The organism is Streptomyces cyaneofuscatus (assembly GCF_042718795.1).
Lineage (GTDB): Bacteria > Actinomycetota > Actinomycetes > Streptomycetales > Streptomycetaceae > Streptomyces > Streptomyces cyaneofuscatus_A.
Map to the genome: position 1 here is coordinate 165,604 of NZ_JBHXOX010000012.1, position 18,083 is coordinate 183,686.

Sequence of the window (18,083 nt, forward strand, 5' to 3'; positions counted from 1 at the left end):
GTGCAGTGACATGCTCCGTGCCGAGCTGATTCGGCCGCTGCCCCAAACGCTGAGGGAGCACGCCGTTCGCTTCGGGGACGGCCGTCGTGACAGGCAGAGGCCATCGGTGAGATCGGCGAGCCCTCCGGCGAGTACACCTGGAAGAACGCGGCCGTGCAGGCCCTCCTGCACATCGATGTGGCCGAGCGGGGGCTGTGTGGCCGGCCGGAGTCCACCTCGATGGGCCGTTCACCCCACGGCGAGCGCGTCTCACTGGTCGGTGCGGGGGGCGCGGGCGGCGCGATCGCCGCCGCCGTCCGCCAGGCGGGTGCCGGGCACCTCTCGGTCTGCGACCACGACGGGAGGAAGCTGGACACGCTCGTCTCCCGCCTCGCACAACGCTGGCCGGGCCGGGTGACCGGCGCCGCGACCCCGGAGCTCGAAGCCGTGGACATCGCTCTCGACGCCACCGCACTGGGGCTGCGCGCCGACGACCCCCTGCCCATCGACCCCGCTGCGCTGCCCCCGGGCACCGTGGTGGCCGACGTGATCATGAAGCCGCGCGAGACACCTCTGCTGCGTGCGGCGGCGGCGCTCGGCCACCATCCTCACCACGGGTCGCACATGCTCACGCGTCAGCTCGGCCTCTACCGGGAGTTCTTTCGGCTGGGCGGGTGATGACCACCCCGTCCTCGGAGTCCGGACTGCTTCGGCGAGATGTGGTCGCCGTCAGGGCCCGGCCCGTCAGGTCGACCAGACCACCCTGCCGTTGTGCACGATGACCACCTTGCCGTCCGAACGGAGAACCATCCGGGCGCCGCCGAAATCGTGGGTCTTGGACGCCCAGATCGCGCGGTCGTCGCCGTTGTGGATGACCAGGTTGCCGTCGGGCTGGAAGATCGCCCGGTGGTTCTCGCCGAAGGTCATCGCCGCCCAGATGGGCTTGTTCTGCTCGTTGTAGACGACGAGGTTGCCGTCCGGCTGCATCGTCATCCGGATGCGGTTGGTGGCCCAGGACTGGCCGACCCCGATGGAGCTGGTCGCGGAGACCGTCTGGGTGCCCCAGTTCGGCTTCGGGGCCGCCTTGGGCTTCGCCTTCGGTTTCGGTTCCTGGGAGGCCTTCGGCGTCGGCTTCGGCGTCGGTTTCGGTTTCGGTTTCGAGGAGGACTTGGGATTGGGCTGCTCGGTGGGGGCGCTCGTGCCGGGCTGCGGGGCGGGGGCGGCCGGGGCGGCCTTCGGTGGGGTGATCTTCTTCTGTTCGGTCGCGGACGGTGTGGGTTTCACCGCCACGTAGTCCTCCAGGGCCGCCGGAGCCGTCTCGGGGTTCAGGACCGTGTCGGCGCTCCCCGCGACCGGTGCCGTCCCGGTGTTACGGGGCTCCTCGTCGTTCGCGCTGCCCATCAGGAGCACAGGGATCGCGACCAGGGCCGCGCCGATGAACACGGCCCCCGCCAGGACCGGGGTGCGGGGGCGGCCCCTGTCGACGGCCGTGAGCGTCTTGGTCTCCGGCGCGGTTCCTACGGCCGCCGCCAGGGCGGCGCCCTCCGCGCGGGCCTCGCCCGGTTCCTTGGCCGCCTCGGCCGGCGCGGGCGGTGCGGCCGGGGGCGAGGGCTCGGCCGGCGCGCCGGGCTCGGGTGTGGCAGCCGGCTCCGGTGTGGTGGTCGCCTCCGGCTTCTTCTCCGCCGGTGCGGTGGGCGATGGGGGCGCGGGGGTGGTCTTCTCCGCGCCGGCGGTGGCTGCCGCGGTGCCGGCGCCAGGGGTGGGGGGCTCGGGGGGCATGCGGTGACTCCTCCTCGGTGGCGCGCCCAACGTAGCCCGTCGGGGGGCGGGCGGGCGGTGTCTCGCCCTTTACGCTCCCGGCGCTTTGTCCATCTGCGCCTCACTGGTCCCGGAAAGTTCTCCGTTCGGGCAGAAAACGGGCACGTGACCAGGCCATTCGGATCTCCTGCCGTGCGCCGTGAACGAAGCTCGTATGACATCCTGTTGGCTTCCCGATCTGATCACTGTCGGCCGTGCGCGAAGACCGCTCGGCGCTCAAGAAGTCGTACGGAGCCAAGAGTTCAGGTGGAGAATCCGACCGGAGAGCCGCGAGAGGGCCCGCAGGGGCTCCCGTTGGCCTTTTCCGACGCCTCCTCGGTGTCCGATGCTGCCCCGGTGCCCGATGCCTCTCTCGTTCCTGATGCCGTGAAGGACGCGGCTCGTCGGGCGCCGGGACACTGGATCGGGATCGTCGATCCGGAGTGGACCGAGGAGCGGACACCGCCGGAGTGGGCCGTGCTGGGGGAGTGGCAGTCGGACGCGAGCGGGGACGTGGCCGAGTACCGCGCCAACCCGGCGTACCGGCCCTCGGCCCGCGTCCTCGGGTGGCCGGAGCCCACCGATCCGGTCGACGCGGCGGCTCAGCGGGCCGCGACCGGATACGGCACGGTCGAGGCGGCGCTGGCCGCCCTCGCGGAGGCGGACGTCACCGTCGTACGCGGGCCGGACGGCGGCCCGCTCGTGGCCGCCGGGCGGGACGGGGCGCCGGTGGTGCTCCTGTTCACCTCGCCCACACATGAATTCATGTCGGCGGCACTTCACCATGACACGCTGTCCGCACGGGAGCTGGCCAGGTCGGTGACGGCCGCCGGCGCCCTGTTGTCGGTCAACCCCGGTGCCGCGGCACCCCTGCTCGTCCCGGCCGACAGCCTTCTCGGGCCCCCGGACCCCGCCCCCGTGGCCGGGGCGGGCGGCCCCCATCCGACCGAACCCTGGCCCCACACCACAGGGAGGACCCCGTGACGCGTTCGTCGTCGTCCCAGCAGACCCCCACTTCTCCTGAGGCTCGTACGGAGCCCGGTGCCGAGGGTGAGGGCACGGCCGCGAACTCCGCCGCCGGCGCCGCTCCCCTCGCCTCCGGTGCTTCCGCCGCGCCTGATACGGCAGTCGCGCCCGATTCCGCGCCCGATTCCGCCCCCGCACAGGCGAAGAGCGAAGCGGCCGCCGCCCCGAAGGCCTCGGAGACCCCGACGGTCCCGGAGGCCCCGGAGGCCCCAAAGGCCCCAAAGGCCCCGGAGGAGGAGGCGTCCGGAGAGCCTCGGTCCTCCGAGGGTGAGAAGTCCGCAGCGCCCAAGGCCCCTGAGGCCGCTGCCCCTACCGTCGGCACCGCCGAGGCCCAGCCCGGAACCCCCGGGGCCGCCCCAGGCTCCGACTCCGACCCCGATCCCGACCCCAGTGCCTCCGTCGCCGCCCAGAGCCGGCTCCCCGCCCTCGTACGGACCATGAGCGCCACCGCCATCGGCCGGCCGCAGGAGGAGGCCGGTCCTGTGGGGCGGCCGGGCAAGGCCGCACTCGCGGGCGCGGCGGTCGTGGGGGCGCTGCTCGTGTCGGTGCCCTTCCTCGTGCTCGCCGGGAACAACGACGACGGGCCCCGGCAGACGAACGCGGCGGCGGCCGGGACCGTCCTCGACGGGAGCGGGCCGGAGGCGCCGGGCGAGTTCGCCGTCACCGCGCCCGAGACCAGCGCGGCCGCCGAGGACGAGAAGGGGAAGAAGAAGGGGGACGAGGGGGCGCCCGAGAAGGCCGGCAACGCCGTTCCGGCCATTCCTCCGCCCGCCGCTCCACCGGGCGGGGACAAGGACGCGCCGAAGAAGGAAGCCGATTCCGAGGCACCGCCGAAGAAGAAGGCCGCCCCCGAGGCAGCGCCCAAGAAGGCCGACAGCCCGAAGGCCCAGCCCAAGAAGGACACAGGCGGGGCCAAGGCCCAGCCCGCCAAGGCCCAGCCCGGCGTCACGTTCAGCGGGCCCGTCTCCTTCCGCAGCCATCTCTCCGGCCGCTGCCTCGACGTCCCCGGCCACAACTTCAACGACGGTCAGCCGCTGTTCATGTGGGACTGCAACGGCGCCGAGGCCCAGCAGTGGCGCTTCGGCTCCGACGGCACCATCCGGGCCAAGGACAAGTGCCTGGACGTGGCCAACGCGAACTTCAACAACGGCACGCCCATCCAGCTCGCCTGGTGCAACGGCTCCGCCGCCCAGAAGTTCACCCTGAACGGCGCCCACGACCTGGTCAACACCGTCGTCGGCAAGTGCGTCGACATCCCGAACCACAGCAGGGACCGGGGCCCGTCCACCTATCTGATCCTGTGGGAGTGCACGGGCAACGACAACCAGAAGTGGAGCACCTGACCCGAAGGTCCGCGGACCCGGAGCCCCGCTCCCGGCCTCCGCGTGCCGCCCCGGGCCAGGCATGATGGCATCGCCGGACCGCCGCACCGCGCCCCGGCGAAGAGGGGCGTCCGGACAGGGCGCCGCCGTAGCAAGGAGGTTGGTGCGTGTCGCGCCAGGTACTGTCGGTCGGCCCCGGGGACCGCTTCTCGACGATCGGTGAGGCGCTCGCCGCCGCCCGCACCGGGGCGCTCATCAGCGTCCGGCCCGGAACGTACGCGGAGAACCTGGTGATCCACACCCGGGTCACCCTCACCGCCGCCGAGGGGCGGGGCACGGTGGAGATCCGGCCGCGTACGGGCAGCGTGATCGCCCTGCGCGCCGACGCCGTCATGCTCTCCGAACTCACCCTGCGCGGCGGGGATCCGGAGCTGCCCGCCGTCGATGTACGGCGCGGGCAGGCCGCGTTCGACGGCTGCGAGATCGTCGGCGCCGCCTGGACCGCGATGCTGGCGGGCGGGACGGGCTCCCTCGCGCTGCGGAACTGCCGGGTGAGCAACCCGCAGGGCGCGGGCATCGTGGTGACCTCCACCACGCCCACCACCGTCGAATCCTGCACCCTCGAACACCTCGGCACCAGCGGCATCGTCCTCGCCGAGCAGGGCGAGGCCCGTATCCGCGACTGCACGGTACGCGGCGCACGGGGCAACGGGCTCCTCGCCAACGGCGAGACCCGCGGCACCGTCGAGGACTGCGACATCTCCTCCACCGACAAGCCCTCCATCGCCCTGGAGGAGAACTCCGCCGTCTCCGTCGTCCGGACCGTCGTCCACGACACCAGCACCGGCGTCCACCTGAGCAGCGCGGGCCGCACCACCCTGGAGGACGTCCGCGTGACCGGCGCCTCCGGCAACGGCATCGCCCTGGCCGGAGGCACCGACCCCGTCCTGCGCCGCTGCCGCGTCTCCCGCGCACGCGGTCACGGCATGGTCGTCACCGACCGGGCCCGCGGCACCTTCGAGGACTGCTGGGTGGACGGCGCGCAGGGCGCCGCGCTCCGGGTCGCCGGGGCCTCCTCCCCGGCGCTGACCGGGCTGACCGTCCGCGACTGCGAAGGCGCCGGGCTGCTCCTGGAGGAGGACGCGGCGCCGGAGCTGGACCGCCTGGAGGTGATCGGCTCCTCGCCCGCCGTCGCGCTGCTCGGCGGCGCCAACCCGCTGCTGCGCCGGGCCCGGCTGGTGGAGCCCGCCGGCGACGGCATCGCCGCCTCCCGGGACGCCCGGGGCCGGGTCGAGGACTGCGAGATCGTCCGGCCGAAGGGCGCCGGGGTACGGGTGGCCTCCGGCTCCACCCTCTACCTGGCCGGCGGCGGGGTCTCCGACACCACGACCAGCGGCCTGATCGTGGAGGACGGCGGCAACGTCACCGTCCGCGACTTCCGCGTCGAGATCTCCGGCGAGGAGGGCGTGGTCGTCGACGCGGGCGGTGAACTCACCGCCAACCGCACCACCGTGCACGCCCCCAAGGGCCACGGCTTCCTGCTCCGCGAGGGCGCCCTCGCCTCGCTCAGCGGCTGCGAGGTGGGCGGCGGTGCCCAGGACGGTTTCCGGGTGGAGTCCACCGCGCCCGTCTCGCTCGTCAACTGCACCGCCCGCGAGAACGAGGGCGGCGGCCTGGTGCAGACCGCCCCCGGCGAACGGCTCGCCGTGGAGGGCCTGAACAGCGTCTCCAACGGCAAGCGGGACGCCTGGGGCAGCGGCAGCGCCGAGAACACCGACCCGGCGGGCTCCGGCGCCGCCGACGGACCCGCCCCCGACCGCGCGGACGGCCCTCTCGGCGCCCTCAACGCGCTCATCGGCCTGGAGAACGTCAAGCAGCAGGTCCGCACCCTGGTCAACCTCACCCAGCTCGCCCAGCGCCGCGAGCAGCTCGGCATGCCCGCACCGCCGATGAGCCGCCACCTGGTCTTCGCCGGTCCGCCCGGCACCGGCAAGACCACCGTCGCCCGCCTCTTCGGGGCGATCCTCGCCGAGCTGGGTTCGCTGCGCAGCGGCCATCTGGTGGAGGTCTCCCGCGCCGACCTCGTCGCCCAGGTCGTCGGCGGCACCGCGATCAAGACCTCCGAGACCTTCCAACGGGCCCTCGGCGGAGTGCTGTTCATCGACGAGGCGTACACGCTCACCGCCGACAGCGGCAACGGCGGCGCCGACTTCGGCCGTGAGGCCGTGGACACCCTGCTGAAGCTCATGGAGGACCACCGCGACGACGTGGTGGTGGTCGCGGCCGGCTACTCCCGTGAGATGGACTCCTTCCTCTCCTCCAACCCGGGCCTGGCGTCCCGCTTCTCGCGGACCGTCGAGTTCGAGAACTACTCCGTGGACGACCTGGTCGCGATCATGGAGAGCATGTGCGCCCAGCACCAGTACGAGCTGGGTGAGGGGACCGCCGAGGCGCTGGCCACCCACTTCGGGGCGATGGACCGGGACGCCGGATTCGGCAACGGCCGTGCCGCACGCGGGGTGTTCGAGGAGATGGTGGACCGGCAGGCGGTCCGGCTCTCCGCACAGCCCCAGGTCAGCGAGCGCGATCTGCGGCTGCTGCTCCCCGACGACGTCTCCGCCACCGCCGTCGCGTCGGCCGCCGGGACCGCCGCACCGGCCGACGACCCGCTCACCCGCCTCGGCGACATGATCGGTCTGGCCGAGGTGAAGCGCGAGGTCGCCGACCTGGTCAACCTCATCACCACCGCCCGCCACCGGGCCGCCGCCGGACTCCCCGTCCCCACCCTCAGCAACCATCTGGTCTTCACCGGCCCGCCCGGCACCGGCAAGACCACCGTCGCCCGCCTCTACGGCGAGGTGCTCACCCAGCTCGGCGTCCTGGCACGCGGCCAGTTGATCGAGGCGGCCCGCGCCGATCTCGTCGGCCGCTACATCGGCCACACCGCCCAGTTGACCCGCGAGGTCTTCGAAAAGGCCCGTGGCGGTGTGCTGTTCATCGACGAGGCGTACACCCTCACCCCGCGCGGCGGCGGCGCCGACTTCGGCCAGGAGGCGGTGGACACCCTGCTGAAGCTGATGGAGGACCACCGCGACGAGGTCGTCGTCATCGTGGCCGGCTACACCGACGAGATGGAACGCTTCCTCGCTTCCAACCCCGGCCTCTCCTCCCGCTTCCCGCGCCGGATCGCCTTCGCCGACTACTCCTCCGAGGAGCTGGTCACCATCGTCCGTGCCCAGGCCACGCACATGGGGTACGAGTGCGGGCCCGGCACCGGGCCGCTGCTCAAGGAGTACTTCGACGCGCTGCCCCGGGACCGCTCCTTCGGCAACGCCCGCCTGGCCCGTCAGGTGGTCGAGTCGATGGTCACCCGCCAGGCGGGCAGGCTCAGTTCGCTGGCCGCGCCCACCCTGGACGACCTGCGCATCCTCCTCCCGGCGGACGTCATGGCCGTGGCCCCGAAGGCGGTCCCGCAGTGAGGCCGCCCGCGCGGGGGACGACCCGCCTGCTGTACGGTGCCGGGCTCGCCGCCGCCCTGCTGCTGCCCCTGGCCGCACCCGCCCAGGCCGGGCCTCCCTCCCGTACCCCGGCGGCCCTCCCCGCCGCCGACGGGGCGAAGGGCCAGGAGCTGCCCGGGATGCCCACCGCGCTCGACCCTCGGGCCGACGCCGTCGCCTGCACGCCCGCCTCCAAGGAGGAGGCGAAGAAGCAGGACTGGTCCCGCCAGCGCCTCGACCTGGACCGCCTCCACCGGCACACCACCGGGGCGGGTGTGACCGTCGCGCTGATCTCGACCGGTGTCGACCCCGGGGCCGAAGGACTCGACGGCCGCGTCACCGCCGGGGGCGAGGCCGCCGACGACTGTGTCGGGCAGGGGACGTTCCTGGCCGGGCTGATCGCCGGGACCGGGGGCTCGACCTCCCGCCTCGCCGGGGTCGCCCCGGGCGCCAAGATCCTGGCTCTGCGCGGCACCGACCGGCGCGGGGAACCGGACTCCACACGCGTCACGGCGGCGGTACGGGCCGCGACCGCCGCGAAGGCCGACGTCATCGCCGTCGCGGTGGCCCTGCCGCGCAAGGACGCCGCACTTACCCGGGCCATCGCCGAGGCCCGCAAGGCCGGGGCGGTGGTGGTCGCCGCCGCCACCCCGGAGCCGCCGTCCCGGGTCTCGGGCGACGAGATCCTCTCCCGTACCTACTGGCCGGCCGGCGAACCCGGAGTCCTCGCGGTCGCCGACATGCTGCCCGCCGGCACCCGCCCCGACGGCGCCCTGCCCACCGGGAGCGTCGATCTGGCCGCGCCCGGCGCCGGGGTGGTCTCGGGCGGGCCGCGCGGGAAGGGCCACTACCTCGGGGGCGGCACCGCCGTGGCCACCGCGTACGCGGCCGGGGCCGCCGCGGCCGTCCGCGCCGCCCACCCCGACGACCCGGCCGACGCGGTGACCCGCCGGCTGACCGCCACCGCGTACCCGGCCGACATCCCCCAGTTGGACGCCTACGCCGCCGTCACCACGGTCCTCGGCGCCGCCGGAGCGCCCGCCGCCGGTGCGGAGCGGGCCGCCGAGCCCGTGGCCGTACGCGACACCTCCGACACCGACCGCGCCACCGGGCGGGCCACCCTCTTCGTGCTCCTCGGGTCGGCCGGCGTCCTCTCCCTCCTCTGGGCCGGTTTCGCCCTCAGCCGGGCCCGCGCCCGGGGCTGGCGCCCGGCCGGGACCGGCCCGGCCAAGGGCTGACCGAGGGCTGAACGCGTGAGGCGCCCTCCCGTCGGGGGAGGGCGCCTCAGTGGCGTAACTCCGCGGCGGTAACCCTCCGCGCTACTCCACCAGCGCCGTCTGCACCAGCCGCGGCTTGCGCCGCTGGATGTGCAGGGCCCGGCCCGGCGGCAGGTTGAGCGGCTTCGCGTTGCCGAAGAGGCGGCCCTCCGTGGGCGGGCAGGAGAGCAGGACCGCCGGGTTGTTGGCCTCGTCCAGGCGGCGGATCAGGCCGTCGCTGAGGCCCCGGCCCGCGCCCATGGCGCTGCGGGCGACGACCAGGTGCAGGCCCATCTCGTAGCCGAGGGTCAGATTCTCGAAGAGCGGCTCGAAGGGGCTCTGGAAGGAGTTCCCGGAGACCATGTCGTAGTCGTCCACCAGGATGAACAGCCGCGGACCGGTCCACCAGTCGCACGTGCGCATCCGGGCGGGCGAGATGTCGGCGCCGGGCACCCGGGTCTTCATCGCGCGGGCCGCGCCCTCGATGGTCTCGTTGAGGTTGTCCAGGGAGATGACGTGCCCGATGCGGTACTCCTCGGGGATGGCGTCGACCAGGGTGCGGCGGTAGTCCACCGCGATGATCTTCGCCTCGGCGGGGGTGTACCGGGTGGTGATGCCCTGGGTGATCAGGCGCAGCAGGTTGGTCTTGCCGCTCTCGGTGTCGCCGACCGCGATCAGGTGCGGGGTCCGGCTGAAGTCGTGCCAGACCGGCTCCAGCGCGTCCTGGTCGAGACCGAGCGCGATCCGCATACCGCCGCCCTCGGTGGCCTCGGGCGCGGGGAGTTCGGAGACCGGGAGGCGGTGCGGCAGCATCCGGACCTGCGGGGCGGACGGACCGGACCAGTGCCGGCCGATCTCCGCGACCAGGTGGGCGACGCCCTCGCCGAGGTCCTCCAGGGAGCCGCTGCCGTCCAGCCGGGGCAGCCCGGCGAGGAAGTGCATCTTGCTGTCGGCGGTGATGCCCCGGCCGCCGGTGCGCGGCACCGTACGGGCCTTACGGGTGTCGATCTCCGAGTCCATCGGGTCACCCATCCGCAGCTCGAGACGGGTCGCGGCCTGGTCGCGGACCTGGGCGGACAGCTCCACCCAGCGGGTGGTGGTGATGATCAGGTGGATGCCGTAGTTGAGGCCCCGGGCGGCGAGTTCGTTGAACTTCGGGATCAGGTCGTCGTAGTCCTGGCGGACCGTGGACCAGCCGTCCACGACCAGGAACACATCGCCGAACGGCTCGTCCGGGAACTCCCCGGCGGCGCGGCGGCGCCGGTAGGACTGCATGGAGTCGAGCGTGTGGTCCACGAAGAACTGCTCACGGCGGGCCAGCAGCGTCATCACCTCGGCGACCGCCCGGTGCACCCGCTCCGGGTTGAGCCGCGCCGCGACCCCGCCGACATGCGGGAGTGCGGCGAGCTGGGAGAGGCCACCACCGCCGAAGTCCAGGCAGTAGAACTGGACCTCGGCCGGAGTGTGGGTCAGTGCCAGGGCCGCGATGAGCGTCCGGGCGAGCGTCGACTTGCCGCTCTGCGAACCGCCCGCGACGGCGACATGGCCGCCCGCCCCGGACAGGTCCACGATCAGCGGGTCGCGCCGCTGCTCGAACGGCTTGTCCACCAGACCGACCGGGACCCGCAGCTTCCCGGTCCCCGGCCAGCGCGCTGCGGTCAGACCGCGCACCTCGTCCGGCGCGATGCCGGGCAGCAGGGCGTCCAGCGGCGACGGCTCGTCCAGCGGCGGCAGCCACACCTGGTGCGCGGCGGGCCCGGAGCCCCGCAGCCGCTCCAGCGCCACATCGAGCAGCGCCTCCTCGTCCTCCTCGCTCGAAGGCTCCGGCTCGGGCGCCGCCTCCAGGGTGCGCGGCACCACCCACCCGCTGGTCCACGGCACCACCTGGCTGGCCACCCGGGCCTGCACGACGGCTCCCGTACGCCGTCGGTACGTCCCCGAGGAGTACGCGGCCCGGAACCGGGTCAGCGCCTCCACCCCGGACTTCAGATAGCCGCTGCCGGGCGCGGCGGGCAGCTCGTAGGCGTCGGGCACCCCGAGCACCCCGCGGCTCTCCATGGCGGAGAACGTGCGCAGTCCTATGCGGTACGAGAGGTGGCTCTCCAGTTGGTGCATGCGCCCCTCGTCCAGGCGCTGCGAGGCGAGCAGCAGGTGCACGCCCAGCGAGCGGCCGAGGCGGCCGATCATCACGAACAGCTCCATGAACTCCCGGTGGGTGGAGAGCAGTTCGCTGAACTCGTCGACCACCACGAAGAGGCTGGGCAGCGGGGTGAGGCCCGTCCCGGCGGCGCGCGCCCGCTCGTACTCCAGGGCCGAGGTGTAGTTCCCGGCCGACCGAAGAAGCTCCTGGCGGCGGATCAGTTCACCGTGCAGGGCGTCCTGCATGCGTTCCACCAGGGCGACTTCGTCCGCCAGGTTGGTGATGACGGCGGAGGTGTGGGGGAGTTCCTCCAGGCCGAGGAAGGTGGCGCCGCCCTTGAAGTCGACCAGGACGAAGTTGAGGGTCTCGGAGGAGTTGGTGAGGGCGAGGCCGAGGACCAGGGTGCGCAGGAGCTCGCTCTTGCCGGAGCCGGTGGCGCCGATGAGCATGCCGTGCGGGCCCATACCGCCCTGCGCGGACTCCTTGATGTCCAGCTCGACCGGGCGGCCGTCCACCCCGACCGCGATCGGCACCCGCAGCCGGCCGGAGCCGGCGTGCCGGTCGAAGAGGGTCTGCGGTTCGTGCCGGTGCAGATCGGGGATGCCGAGCAGGGTGGTCAGCTCGACGTCGGTGTCCAGCGGCTGCGCGATGTCCGTGCCCAGGCTCATCCGGCGCGGGGTGAGCAGCCGGGCCAGCGACTCGGCGCCGAGCGGGCCGAGCCGGTCGGGGCGGCCGAGCGGCACGGAGCGCTCCTTGCGGCTGCGGTCGGTGCGCACCAGGTTCACCTGGTCGGGCCCCACGGTGAGGCGCAGCGTGTTGCGGCCGGGCCGCCAGCGCAGCGCCCCGGACACGTCGAGGATCAGGGCGTTGCGGTAGCCGTGGCCCTCCCAGCGGTGGCCCTCCGGGACGGTGACGCCGTCCAGCACGATGACCGTGTACGGCTCGTCGCGGCCCGGGCGGGCGTCCGGGTCGAAGCCGGGGCGCTCGGCGAACTCGGCGCCGAGCAGATCGTCCAGCTCGGTCAGGTCGGCGGTGATCCGGCGGGCCTGACCCGCCCCGTCCTCCTCATGTGGATCCAGCACGTGCGGCAGCCACTTGACCCACTCCCAGTCGGGCCGCCGCTCGTCGCTGACACAGAGCGCGATCCACAGCTCCTCCGGCGCGTGGAACACCGCGAGCTGTCCGAGCATGGCCCGCACCAGGGCGCGTACGGCGTCACTGTCGTCCGCACCGGCCGCCGCGCTCCCTGCACCGGCCGCCGCGCTCTCCTCACCGGCCGCCGCGCCGGGCGTCTCCTCCGGGCGCAGCAGGATCCGGGCCGAGGAGCGCAGATAGAGGCCGAGCGGCTGCTCGGGGATGGTGGAGTAGGCGCGGATGAAGCGGCGCAGGGCGTGCGCGCAGAGGGGTTCGAGGTCCTCGACCGGGCGGGTGGAGACCGGGTTCAGGGTGAGGGCGAGCTGCTGCTCGCCGACCGCGAGCCGGACCTCGCCGAAGTCCTCGTCCGCCGGCCGGCGCTCCCACAGCCGGGAGGTGCGGGCCAGCGCGCGGAGCGAGGCGGGCTCGGGGTGGCGCCAGGCGAGTGCCCGCTGCTGTTCCGCGATGGTGGTCCGCACCCGCTTGCGGGTCTGCGCCAAGTAGCGCAGGTAGTCACGGCGTTCCCCCTTCAGCCGTTGCTTGCGCTCGCTGGAGCGGCGCATCAGCTGCCCCAGCAGCATGGCACCGGCGGAGAGCGCCATGACGCCCATCGCCAGATACATGAAGACGCCGTTCCCGCCGCCGGGGCGCAGGAACATCAGCATCATCGACACCGACATCAGGGCCATCGGCAGATAGGTCCACACCGCCGAGGTGTCGGGCACCGTCTCGGCGAGGACCGGGGGCTCCTGGAGGGTCAACTGCCCCTCGGGCATCTCCGGTCCGCGCCTGCGGGCCGGGCGGCGAAACAGCACGACACTCAAGGAAGAGAACCTCCGGTTCACTGACTTTCCGGCCCGCTCCGAATACCGGCCCCTCCGCACGGAGGAAAGACCGCACCCGTCGGATTCCTCGGGTGCGGGTGCCCCGATGAACGACGCGTGAATGTTTCGAGCGGATAGCGGGGACGGTCAACTTCCATGATGGCCGCCCGTTTGCCGGATTGCGCACCCGGCCCGCAGTACGGCCGGTGGCCGCAGGCAGTAGTCTGCATTCACGGAACGCGCCCTGTCCACGCGGGAGTGGCGGGCGCCGGGTGTGCGGGCGCAATTCCCCGGCCCGGCGCCCCGGTTCACAGCCAAGCGGACTTATCCGTACTGTTCGCACATTCCTTCTCCTCGGGGAAGCTTCCTCAAAGCCCGCACGGAAGACGAGAGTTCTGCTGATGACCGACAGTGCGGTGGCCGAATCGTGCCGCCTGACCGTACGTGCGCCGAGCGTCACCATCGATCTGGCCGTGCCCGCCGACGTGCCGGTCGCCGACCTGCTCCCCACCCTCCTGCGGTACGTCGGTGAGGAGGCGGAGGAGGCCGGGCTCGACCACGCCGGCTGGGTGCTCCAGCGCCTCGGCGACGCCCCGCTGGACGAGGAGACCACCCTGGCCCAGGCCGGTCTCGCCGACGGAGCCGTGCTCCATCTGCGCCCGCACACCGAGGCGCTGCCCGAGGCCCGGCTGGACGACCTGGTCGACGGGATCGCCGAGACGGTGGGCCGCCGGCTGCACACCTGGCACGCCGGGGCCGCCCGGGGCCTGCTGGTGAGCACCGCCGTGGCGACGGTGGTGGCCGCCCTGGTGCTGGTGTTCTGGCCCGGAGTGGCCGATTCCACCGCCATCAGGGCCGCCTGCGCGGCCGTGGCCGGGGTGCTGCTCCTCGCGGGGGCCGGCTCCGCCAGCCGCGCGGTCGGCGACCGCCTCTCCGCGACCGCGCTCGGCCTGCTGGTCGCCCCCTGCTTCGCCCTGGTCGGCTGGGTGCTGCCCGGCGGTGACGTGTCCGGGCCGGACGCGGCCCAGGTCGTCGGTGCCCGGCTGCTCGCCGCAGGTGCCGCGGCGGCGGGCGGCGCGGTCCTCGCGCTCGCCGCCACCGCCGTCGGCGCCCCCGCCCTGCTGGCCACCGCCGTGGTCGCGGTCGCCACCGCGGTCTCCGGGGCCCTGATGGGCTACACCGGCCTGGACGTGCCGGCCGCCGTGGCGCTGGTCGCGACGATCGTGGCGCTGGCCGCCGGTGCGGTCGCCCCGTTCGCCTTCAAGCTGGCCGGAATGCGGATGCCCTCCCTGCCGTCCTCCGCCGGACAGCTCCAGGAGGGCATCGACCCGTACGCGGGCGACGAGGTCGCCGAGCGCACCGAACTCGCCGGACGCTGGGTCACCGCGCTCTTCGCCGCCACCGGCACCATCGCCGCCGCCGCCCTCGCCGTCCTCGCCCACACCCCGGACCTCCCCGAGACGCTCACCGCCCTCGCGCTGGCCCTGCTGCTGCTCCTGCACTCCCGGGGTCTGGTCCACATCGGCCAGCGGCTCACCCTGGCGCTGCCCGGGATCTGGGGGCTGCTGCTGCTCGCCCGCGCCTGGGCGGTGGACAGCGACGCCGACGGCCGGGTGGTCGTCTTCGCGGTGCTGCTCGCCGTGGCGGCCGCCCTCGTGACCGCGTCCTGGATCGTGCCCGGCCGCCGGATGCTGCCGTACTGGGGCCGGGCGGCGGAGCTGGCCCACACCGGCCTCGCGGTCGCGCTGCTGCCGTTCACCCTGTGGGTGGCGGGCCTTTTCGGCTGGCTGCGCGGCCTGTTCGGCTGAGTCCGCCCCGAACGGCCCACCAGCCCTGAACCACCCCCGTACGGCCCACCAGGCCCGAACCACCCCCGTACGCCGGTCCATCGAAGAAGAGTTGAGGAGAGGCTGTGCAGTCCAAGCGCGACCAGGTGCAGGCCCACGGTTTCATGATGGGCAGGCTCAGCTCGGGCCTGCTGACGGCCGACCCGGACGCCCCGGAGAGCCCGCTGGGCCGGACCACCCGGGGCGTGGTCTTCGGCCTGCTGGTCACCGTCCTGATCGGCGCGGGCGCCACCGTCTACGGGCTGCTGCGCCCCGGCGGCAACGAGACCTGGCGCAAGGGCGAGAACCTGGTGGTCAACCGCGAGACCGGCGCCCGCTACCTGTGGACCGGCACCGACGGCGTACTCCACCCGGTGCGCAACTACGCCTCGGCCCGGCTGATCGGAGGCGCGCAGCTCAAGGCCGTGGACGTCTCCACCGCCTCGCTGCGGGACGTGCCCGTCGGCTCCCCGGCCGGTATCCCCGGCGCCCCCGACACCCTGCCCGGCTCCGCCCAGCTCGACTCCGGGGCCTGGCACATGTGCGTGACCGGCCCGGACGGTGCGCTGCCCAGCACCGCCGGTGGCGTCACGGGCATCGGTGTCGACCGGGCGGGGGCCACCACCCTGGTCGCCGGGGCGCCGCTGGAGACCCAGGACGTCGGCGCCGGCCGAGGGGTCCTGGTGAGCGGCCCGGACCGCACCGAGTACCTGGTGTGGCGGGGCAGCCGACTGCCCCTGGACCGCCCCTCCGATGCCCGCAACGCCCTCGGTTACGGCTCCGAACGGGCCATGCCCGTCTCCGCCGCCTTCCTCGACGCCCTGGCCCCCGGACCGGCCCTGAAGCCGCCGGAGGTCCCGGGGCGCGGCGGGAAGGGCCCGCTGCTCGGCGGCGAACCGAGCCGGATCGGCCAGCTCTTCGAGGTGAGCGTGCCCGGTGGCGGGTCCACGTACCACCTGCTGCGCAAGGACGGCCTGGTGCCGCTGTCCCGGCTGGAGGCCGCCCTCGTGCTGGGCGACCCGGCCACCCAGAAGGACGCCTACGAGGGGCGCTCGCCCGAGGCCCGCGCGGTCGGCGCCGACGCGCTCCGAACGCACCGGGCGAAGGAGACGGCCTCCGCCGGAGCCGCCGCCGAGCTGCCCCGTACGCCGCCGGTCCCGCAGTCCGCACCCCGGGGCACCGCGCTCTGCGCCCAGGTCGACGGCGGGAACGGCGGCGCCCGGATCCGGTCGGTGCTGGTGCCGCTCGCCGGGCTCGCCCCCGTGGCGGTCTCGCAGGGCGCCGCCCAGCCGGTCGCCGAGGCCTGTGCCCGGACGGACGCCACCGTCGTACGGCCCGGACGCGGCGCCCTGGTCCGGGCCCTGCACGCCAGCGGTGCGGCGCACGCGGGGACGACCTACCTGGTCGCGGAGAACGGCGTGAAGTACCGCGTCCCGGCCAAGGACTCCCTGGGCGCGCTCGGGTACGGGGAGGGGGACATCGGCTCGGTGCCCGCACCGCTGCTCGCGGCGCTGCCGACCGGCGCCGACCTGGACCCGGCCGCAGCCTCGGGCGCCGCGGAGCCGAGGGTCACGGCCCCCCGGTGCGCTTCCGGCAAGGGCGACACAGTCGACTCCCGGCCATGATTCAGGCATACCCCCCATACGGTGCTGAAGAAAGGGAAAGGGGAGCGGGAAAGTAAAGTTTCGAACATAACTCGGCGGAGAGAAACCTCAGACAAAGCTCAGAGAATGGGCTGCCGCGATGACCGTTCGGATTCCCCGGCTGCCCGTTTCCCGTCCGTATCGCCTCCGCTCGGCCGACCGGCGGCGGGGAGCGTTCATTTAGCCGAAGCCTTCGGACAACTCCGTTGGCGTGCAAGGATTCTGGTGACCTGACCTATGCTCAAATCTTCCCTACATGCGTTGCGCCGGACGGTGAGTTCTCTTTAGCCTCAGCGGGCAACGGTGCCATGAGAGTCACTCAACGAAGGGAGCGCGACATGGCTGACAGTGGCCAGAGGCGGGCGGACTATGCCAAGGGCTTGGGAGGTGTCTCCTCTCTGGAGTCGGCCCGGGCCGCGGTCGAGAAGATCCAGAACAACGTCGCCGAGATCGCCGCTCGTTCGGGTGTGGGCGGTGACGAGGGCCAGGCCCTGCTGAAGCTGTTCCGCAGTTGGAACGGCGAGGCGCAGAAGGTCGTCGTCCAGATCAGCAAGATGGTGGACGCGCTCCAGGAGAACGTCACGTCGGCCGACCGGCTGGCGAAGGAGAACCAGGACCTCACCGAGGTGCTCAACAGCAAGACCAGCCAAGGCGTCTTCGAAGCACTGCGCTGACCCGCCCCCCACCCGAGAGGAGATGTCATGGCCGACGGCATCATCGATGTGCAGTACTCCACGGTCCGCAACGCGATCGAGGAGCTGAAGCAGCAGACCCAGCAGATCATCACCACCCTCAACAACCTGGAGGACGAGCTGAAGCCGCTCATCACCTCCTGGGAGGGTGACGACCAGGCGATGTACCGCGGTGTCCAGGCCGAGTGGGACCAGGCGACCAAGAACATGGCCCTGCTCCTCGGCGACAGCGGCGAGCTGGTCCAGAGCATCCACGACAACCACTCCCGTGACGAGCGCAGGAGCGCCGACAACTGGGGTGGCGTGCGGGCTCGCTAGCCTTCCCACCGGGGGCCGCCTCCCGCCGCACGCGGTGGAGGCGGCCCCCGGCTTCCCGTAGCTCCGTTCCCGTGACCCGAACCGGGCCCGATCGCAGGAGGACGTCCCATGGCCGGTGAGCACGCCGACGTCAAGCATTTCGACCTCAAGCAGATGGAGAACTTCCGCGACAACGAGGTCCACCCCGTATACACCAAGGCCAAGAAGCACAAGGAGGAGGGCGAGGGCGAGGGCGACACCCGCATCCGCCCCCTCAGCGAGCTGGTCGGCGGCTACACCACGCCCGACAACCTCGACCAGACATCGCAGATCCTGCGCATCGGACTGATCGGCCGGGAGAAGATGATCTCCGGTCCGACGCTGGTCGAGAGCGTGACGTCGGTCGCGACCTCCCTGGACAAGCTGCTCGGCGACCAGATGGAACTCTTCAAGGAGCTCAAGGAAGCTCTCACCGACACCATCGAAGAGGCCAACAAGACCAAGAACAAGAACCTGGACGCGATCGACGCCCAGACGCTGCTCCAGACGTTCGAAGAGGTCGACACGCTCACCAGCGGGTCCTCGGGCACGGAAGAGAACTAGCCGGCCCCGCGCACGGGGTGGACGGCGAGAGACGAGAGAGGGCACGC

Annotated in this window: 12 protein-coding genes; 10 read left to right on the plus strand and 2 right to left on the minus strand. The window is 73.2% G+C overall.

Annotation, left to right across the window (positions count from 1 at the left end):
- Positions 1-153 precede the first annotated feature (153 nt).
- Positions 154-657: a hypothetical protein gene (locus tag ACFWRT_RS16265; RefSeq protein ID WP_380949811.1), complete on the plus strand. Its 504-nt coding sequence runs from the start codon at positions 154-156 to the stop codon at positions 655-657.
- A 66-nt stretch (positions 658-723) separates the two neighbouring features.
- Here the strand turns inward: ACFWRT_RS16265 and ACFWRT_RS16270 are convergent, their stop codons facing one another.
- On the minus strand, positions 724-1,758 hold the full coding sequence (locus tag ACFWRT_RS16270) for a mannose-binding protein (protein WP_380949810.1): 1,035 nt from the start codon (positions 1,756-1,758) through the stop codon (positions 724-726).
- 333 nt (positions 1,759-2,091) lie between these two features.
- Here ACFWRT_RS16270 and ACFWRT_RS16275 point away from each other — a divergent pair, with 333 nt between their 5' ends.
- From ACFWRT_RS16275 to ACFWRT_RS16290, 4 genes are all read left to right on the plus strand, one after another.
- Positions 2,092-2,760, plus strand: coding sequence for a type VII secretion system-associated protein (locus tag ACFWRT_RS16275; protein ID WP_380949809.1), 669 nt, complete (start codon positions 2,092-2,094; stop codon positions 2,758-2,760).
- Positions 2,757-4,145 carry a ricin-type beta-trefoil lectin domain protein gene (locus tag ACFWRT_RS16280; protein ID WP_380949808.1) on the plus strand — a complete coding sequence of 463 codons (1,389 nt, stop codon included), beginning with the start codon at positions 2,757-2,759 and terminating at the stop codon, positions 4,143-4,145. Before ACFWRT_RS16275 ends, ACFWRT_RS16280 begins: the two co-directional genes overlap by 4 nt.
- 146 nt (positions 4,146-4,291) lie before the next feature.
- Complete coding sequence (locus ACFWRT_RS16285; RefSeq protein WP_380949807.1) at positions 4,292-7,603, plus strand: right-handed parallel beta-helix repeat-containing protein; 3,312 nt, start codon at positions 4,292-4,294, stop codon at positions 7,601-7,603.
- A complete protein-coding gene (locus tag ACFWRT_RS16290; RefSeq protein WP_380949806.1) occupies positions 7,600-8,859 on the plus strand; it encodes a S8 family serine peptidase in 1,260 nt (419 codons plus the stop codon). The genes ACFWRT_RS16285 and ACFWRT_RS16290 overlap by 4 nt, the downstream gene beginning before the upstream one ends.
- An 81-nt stretch (positions 8,860-8,940) precedes the next feature.
- Here ACFWRT_RS16290 and eccCa read toward each other — a convergent pair whose 3' ends face one another.
- Positions 8,941-12,975, minus strand: a complete 4,035-nt coding sequence (gene eccCa, locus ACFWRT_RS16295) for a type VII secretion protein EccCa (RefSeq protein ID WP_380949805.1) — start codon at positions 12,973-12,975, stop codon at positions 8,941-8,943.
- A 401-nt stretch (positions 12,976-13,376) separates the two neighbouring features.
- Between eccCa and eccD the strand changes: the two genes are divergently transcribed.
- The 5 genes from eccD (at position 13,377) to ACFWRT_RS16320 (ending at position 18,036) form a co-directional block, all read left to right on the plus strand.
- On the plus strand, positions 13,377-14,783 hold the full coding sequence (gene eccD, locus ACFWRT_RS16300) for a type VII secretion integral membrane protein EccD (protein ID WP_380949804.1): 1,407 nt from the start codon (positions 13,377-13,379) through the stop codon (positions 14,781-14,783).
- Between the two features lie 104 nt (positions 14,784-14,887).
- Positions 14,888-16,426 carry a type VII secretion protein EccB gene (eccB, locus tag ACFWRT_RS16305; RefSeq protein ID WP_380949803.1) on the plus strand — a complete coding sequence of 513 codons (1,539 nt, stop codon included), beginning with the start codon at positions 14,888-14,890 and terminating at the stop codon, positions 16,424-16,426.
- A 356-nt stretch (positions 16,427-16,782) separates the two neighbouring features.
- Entirely contained in the window at positions 16,783-17,118 is a 336-nt protein-coding gene (locus ACFWRT_RS16310) for a hypothetical protein (protein ID WP_003970669.1), read from the plus strand.
- Between the two features lie 27 nt (positions 17,119-17,145).
- The gene (locus ACFWRT_RS16315; RefSeq protein WP_018516200.1) at positions 17,146-17,454 is read left to right on the plus strand and encodes a WXG100 family type VII secretion target; all 309 of its coding nucleotides are present in this window, start codon (positions 17,146-17,148) and stop codon (positions 17,452-17,454) included.
- Between the two features lie 108 nt (positions 17,455-17,562).
- Positions 17,563-18,036 (plus strand): type VII secretion system-associated protein, encoded by a 474-nt coding sequence (locus ACFWRT_RS16320; RefSeq protein WP_380949802.1) that lies wholly within the window; start codon positions 17,563-17,565, stop codon positions 18,034-18,036.
- The last annotated feature ends 47 nt before the right edge of the window (positions 18,037-18,083 follow it).

What these genes read in the sequence shown, in the direction of transcription:
- ACFWRT_RS16320 (WP_380949802.1), top strand. Translation starts at nt 17,563, where the DNA reads ATGGCCGGTGAGCACGCCGACGTCAAGCATTTCGACCTCAAGCAGATG.
- ACFWRT_RS16310 (WP_003970669.1), top strand. Translation starts at nt 16,783, where the DNA reads ATGGCTGACAGTGGCCAGAGGCGGGCGGACTATGCCAAGGGCTTGGGA.
- ACFWRT_RS16315 (WP_018516200.1), top strand. Translation starts at nt 17,146, where the DNA reads ATGGCCGACGGCATCATCGATGTGCAGTACTCCACGGTCCGCAACGCG.
- ACFWRT_RS16270 (WP_380949810.1), bottom strand. Translation starts at nt 1,758, where the DNA reads ATGCCCCCCGAGCCCCCCACCCCTGGCGCCGGCACCGCGGCAGCCACC.
- eccD (WP_380949804.1), top strand. Translation starts at nt 13,377, where the DNA reads ATGACCGACAGTGCGGTGGCCGAATCGTGCCGCCTGACCGTACGTGCG.